At 72.8% G+C, this 5179-nt stretch carries 4 protein-coding genes; 3 read left to right on the forward strand and 1 reads right to left on the reverse strand.

Translation table 11 applies throughout. The annotated features are described in order from the left end of the window. Positions 1-8 precede the first annotated feature (8 nt). Complete coding sequence (locus AB3X43_RS17525; RefSeq protein WP_369431153.1) at positions 9-698, forward strand: ABC transporter ATP-binding protein; 690 nt, start codon at positions 9-11, stop codon at positions 696-698. 14 nt (positions 699-712) lie between these two features. Here the strand turns inward: AB3X43_RS17525 and AB3X43_RS17530 are convergent, their stop codons facing one another. Continuing rightward, positions 713-1522 (reverse strand): GGDEF domain-containing protein, encoded by an 810-nt coding sequence (locus AB3X43_RS17530; RefSeq protein WP_369431150.1) that lies wholly within the window; start codon positions 1520-1522, stop codon positions 713-715. Between the two features lie 96 nt (positions 1523-1618). On the opposite strand from AB3X43_RS17530, the gene AB3X43_RS17535 reads away from it, so the two are divergent. Together AB3X43_RS17535 and AB3X43_RS17540 are read left to right on the forward strand one after the other, a co-directional pair. Continuing rightward, positions 1619-4153, forward strand: coding sequence for an FtsX-like permease family protein (locus AB3X43_RS17535; RefSeq protein WP_369431151.1), 2535 nt, complete (start codon positions 1619-1621; stop codon positions 4151-4153). Beyond that, on the forward strand, positions 4153-5179 hold a 1027-nt coding region (locus AB3X43_RS17540), incomplete at its 3' end, for a lipocalin-like domain-containing protein (protein ID WP_473965145.1). The genes AB3X43_RS17535 and AB3X43_RS17540, both read left to right, overlap by 1 nt.

The raw sequence follows: 5179 nt of genomic DNA on the forward strand, positions 1-5179 counted from the left end.
GAAGCACCGTGACGGCCAGTCCCTCCTCCGACACCCCGCTGCTGCACATCACCGGCCTCGGCAAGCGCTATGGCGACACCAGCGTCTTCCACAACGTCCACCTGGCGATGCAGCGCGGCGAAGTGGTTGCGCTGGTGGGGGAATCCGGCGTGGGCAAGTCGACGCTGCTGAACTGCATCGCTGGGCTGGACCGGGCGGACACCGGCACGGTCGAGATCACCGGCCGCGACATCGGCCGCCTCGGCGAACGCGACGCAGCGCTGCTGCGGCGGGCATCGCTGGGCTTCGTGTTCCAGGCCTTCCACGTGCTGCCGCACCTGAGCGTGGCCGACAACGTCGGGCTGCCGCTGATGCTGCAGGGCTGGCGCGACCGGGGCGAGATCGCGGCCCGCGTGCAGGGCGTGCTGGAGGACGTCGGCCTGGGAACGCTCGGCCAGCGCCGGCCGCGCGCGCTGTCCGGCGGGCAGTTGCAGCGCGTGGCCATTGCACGGGCGCTGGTCCACCGGCCGGCGTTGATCCTGGCCGACGAGCCCACCGGCAACCTTGATCCGGTCACGGCGCAGCGGGTGCTGGACCTGCTGTGCGACCAGGCGCGGCGGCATGGCGCGGGCTGCCTGATCGTGACCCATTCGGAGGCCGCCGCCGCCCAGGCCGACCGCGCGCTGCGGCTGCGGGCCGACGGGGTCGAGGCGCGCTGATGCACCGCGGCAGCTCATGCCCCGATCGGTGCCGCCTGGGTGTGCACGCGGTTGCGGCCGGCGCGCTTGGCGTCGTAGAGCGACTGGTCGGCCGCCTGGATGAGGACGTCGAGCGTCGGCGTGCTGCGGCTCAGCGCCACCGCACCCAGGCTGATCGTCACCGCACCGGGCCGCGGGTGGTCCGGCAGGCGCAGGTCGGCAGCGACGGCGTTGCGCATGCGCTCGGCCAGCCGCACCGCCTCGCGCTGCCCGGTTTCGGGCAGCAGCACGATGAACTCCTCGCCACCGAAGCGGGCGAGCAGGTCGGTCTTGCGCAGCGTGCCCTGGCAGGCCTGCGCGATCTCGATGAGGGCCTGGTCACCGCACTGGTGACCGTGGCGGTCGTTGATGCCCTTGAAATGGTCCACGTCGATCAGCACCACCGCCATCGGCCGGGCGTGGCGCGTGGCGCGTTCGAACTCCAGCGCAGCGGCCTGCATGAAACAGCGGCGGTTGCGCACCCCTGTGAGCGAATCGGTCATGGCCAGCGCTTCCAGCCGACGCATCGCCTGGTCCAGCGCCACGATCAGCTGGAGCGTGTAGCCAGCGCACAGCGATGCGATCGGTACCGGCACCAGCGCTGCGATGATCAGCCCCTGGCTGTGCAACGACCAGCCCGACACCAGATGCCAGGCCAGCGTGAGTACCTCCGACGTCACCACGCTCAGCCCGACCAGCACCACCGTGGCCCGCTGCACGCCGACACGCCGCACCCAGCGCGCCACGGCCTGGAGCAGGGGGCTGATCTCGGGGGAAGCGGTGGCGGAATCGGGCAGTGGTGTCATGGCGCGGAGAATTGTGCCCTCGGATTAGGCACCATCCGGTACCAATCCAGGCACCCAAACCTGCATTGCGCCACAAAGACCCGTTGATCCAGCCCCATGCACTTGCGCGACACGCTGCACCTGATCGCCCGCGAGGCGCGCCACCACCCGGGCCGGGCCGGCGTGGCGCTGCTGGCGATCGCACTGGGCGTGGCACTGGCATTTGCGGTGCACCTGATCAATGCGTCGGCGCTGGCCGAATTCGGGCAGGCCGTGCGCTCGGTCAATGGCCAGCCGGACCTGGAATTGCGCCCTGTGGGCCGCAGCGGGCTGGACGAGGCGCTCTACGCCCGCGTTGCGGCGCAGCCAGAAGTCGCGCTGGCCAGCCCGGTGATCGAGATCGACACCTACGCGCTCGACACCCAGGGCCGCAAGCGCGGGCTGAAGCTGATCGGGCAGGACGCGCTGGTGGCCGCCGCACTGGCGCCGGCCCTGTTGCCGCGGTCGGATCCCGCGCTGCATGGCGAACCCAGGCTGGCGCTGCTCGACCCGGACCGGGTGTTCCTCAATCCTGCGGCGCAGCGGGTGCTCGGCGTGCAAGCCGGCCAGCCGTTGCGGGTGCAGTCGGGCAACCGGCTGGTGGCGCTGACGGTGGGCGGCAGCGTCGGCGCCGACACCGGGCCGCTGGCGGTGATCGACCTGGCCGGCGCGCAGGCGCATTTCGACCGGCTCGGGCAGCTGAGTCGCATCGATGTGCGCCTGCAGCCGGGCGCTGACCGCGACACGGTGCTGCGCGCGCTGGCACTGCCAGACGCGGTGCGCGCTGCGGCTCCGGACGAAGCCGCACAGCGCGCCTCCAGCCTCTCGCGCGCCTACCGCGTCAACCTCACCGTGCTCGCGCTGGTCGCACTGTTCACAGGGGCGTTCCTGGTGTTTTCGGTGCAGTCGCTGGCCGTCGCCAAGCGGGTGCCGCAGCTGGCGCTGCTGGGTGTGCTGGGCATGCACGCCCGCGAGCGGCTGGTGCTGGTGCTGACCGAGTCGGCGCTGCTGGGTATCGTCGGTGCGGGGCTGGGGCTGGCGCTGGGCACGGGGCTGGCGGTCCTGGCACTGCGGGTGCTCGGCGGGGATCTGGGCAGCGGGATGCTGGGCGGCTCGGCGCCGGCGCTGCAGTGGTCGGGCGGCGCGGCGCTGGTCTATGGCGGTCTCGGCCTGGTGGCCGCACTGGCCGGCGGCTGGCAGCCAGCGCGCATGGCGGCCGAGCTGGCGCCCGCGCAGAGCCTCAAGGGCCTCGGCGGCCACGACCAGGCCCTGCAGCGCCCGTGGCTCGGACTGGCGCTGATGGGGGCCGGGGTCGCACTGGCGTTCGTGCCGCCGCTCGGCGAGTTGCCGCTGGCCGCCTACGGCGCGGTCGCCTTGCTGCTGCTGGGCGGGATCATGTCCGTGCCCTTGCTGGTCGGCGCGCTGACGGAGCGCCTCGCGCCACCGCGGCACCCGATCGCCCTGCTCGCCATCGAGCGGGCCCGCGACCAGCGCGCCAGCGCGACGATCACCGTGGCCGGCGTGGTCGCGAGCCTGGCGCTGTCGGTGGCGCTGACCGTCATGGTGGCGAGTTTCCGCGACTCGGTGACGCACTGGCTGGACGAGATGCTCCCGGCGGATCTCTACGCCCGCACCGCCACCACCACCGCGCAGGCCGACAGTGCCTACCTCGATCCGGCGTTCGTGCGGTCCGCCGCGGCGCTGCCCGGTGTGGCGCGGGTGCAGGCGCAGCGTGTCGTCGCAGTCTCGCTCGATCCGGCACGTGCAACCGTGGCCCTGATCGCCCGCGACGTGGGGGACGCCACGCGCACGCTGCCGCTGGTCGGGTCCCTGCAGCCGTCCTGGCCCGAGGGGCCGACCCGACAGATCGACGTCTATGCGAGCGAGGCCGTGCTCGCGCTCTACGGCCTGCAGGCCGGGCAGACACTGCACCTGCCGCTGCCGGACGGCCGCACGGCCGACGTGCGCCTGCGCGGCGTCTGGCGCGACTACGCCCGCCAGCAAGGCGCGCTGGTCATCGACCGCGCCGACTGGCAGCGGCTGACCGGCGACGACAAGGTGAACGACCTTGCGCTGTGGCTGGCACCCGGCGCCGCGGTGGCGCCGGTGCAGGCCGGCCTGCGGGCGCTCGCCGCCGATCCGGCCTTGCTGGAGATCGCCACACCCGCCGAGATCCGCGCCGTGTCGCTGGCCATCTTCGACCGCAGCTTCGCCGTGACGGTCTGGCTGCAGGCGGTGGCGATCGTGATCGGTCTGTTCGGCATCGCGGCGAGCTTCTCGTCGCAGGTGCTGGCGCGCCGACGCGAGTTCGGCGCGCTGCAGCACCTGGGCACCACGCGGGCGCAGGTGCTGACCCTCGTCTGCGCAGAGGGCGCGCTGTGGACGGCGGTCGGTGCGCTGCTCGGACTGGCGCTCGGACTGGCGGTGAGCGTGGTGCTGGTCCGGGTGGTCAATCCGCAGAGTTTCCACTGGACGATGGAGCTGGCACTGCCGTGGTGGCGGCTGGGCGCGCTGGTGCTGGCGGTGCTGGTGGCGGGGGTGGTGACGGCATGGATTTCCGGGCGGGCAGCGGCTTCGCACGACATGGCGCTGGCCGTGAAGGAGGACTGGTGATGGACCGGAACCGGCGACAGCTGGTGCAGTGGATGGCCCTGTCCGCGCTGCCGATGACGGCCGACGCGCAAGGCGTTCGCCGCCGCCCGCTGGTCTTCCCCGCGGACTTCGGCAGTCACCCCGACACGCAGACCGAGTGGTGGTACGCCACCGGCTGGCTCGCCGCGCCCGAACGCCCTGCCGAGCCGGTCCACGGCTTCCAGCTCACCTTCTTCCGCTCGCGCACCGAGGTGGCGGCCAACCACCCGAGCGCGTTCGCCGCCAAGCAATTGATCTTCGCCCATGCCGCGCTCACGGACCTGGCCGAGCGCCGCCAGCGGCACGACCAGCGCATCGCCCGCGCCGGCTTCGGGCGGGCAGGCAGCGCAGCGGAAGACACGCAGGTCCGCCTGGGCGACTGGCGCCTGCAACGCAGCAGCAGCGCGGATGGCAGCCGTTACGACGCGGCGATCGCCAGCCCGGCGCTCGGCGGCACGCTCGCGCTGTCGATGCAGACCACCCAGCCGCCGCTGCTCCAGGGCGACGCCGGCTACTCCCGCAAAGGCCCGGGTGCAGCGCAGGCGAGCCACTACTACAGCCAGCCGCAGCTCGCCGTCTCTGCCACCCTCGCCCCGACCGGCCAGCCCGCCCGCGCCCTGCGTGGCACGGCCTGGCTCGACCACGAATGGAGCGACTCCGTGCTCGACCGCGACGCGGTGGGCTGGGACTGGATCGGCATCAACCTCACCGATGGCAGCGCACTGACCGCCTTCCGACTGCGGCGGGCGGATGGTTCGGCGCTGTGGGCGGGCGGCTCGTGGCGAAAGGCGGGCGGTGCCGTTCAGGCGTTCGGTCCCGACGAGGTGCGCTTCACACCACAGCGCGTGTGGACCAGTCCGACCACGGGCGGCCACTACCCAGTGCGGTGGCTCGTCGAGACGCCGGCCGGGCGCTGGACCGTGCGCGCACTGCTCGATGCACAGGAACTCGACAGCCGCGACAGCACAGGAACGGTGTACTGGGAAGGCTTGAGCGAGTTGCTGGACC

Origin of the sequence: Sphaerotilus sp. (assembly GCF_041083715.1) — a bacterium.
GTDB lineage: Bacteria > Pseudomonadota > Gammaproteobacteria > Burkholderiales > Burkholderiaceae_C > Sphaerotilus.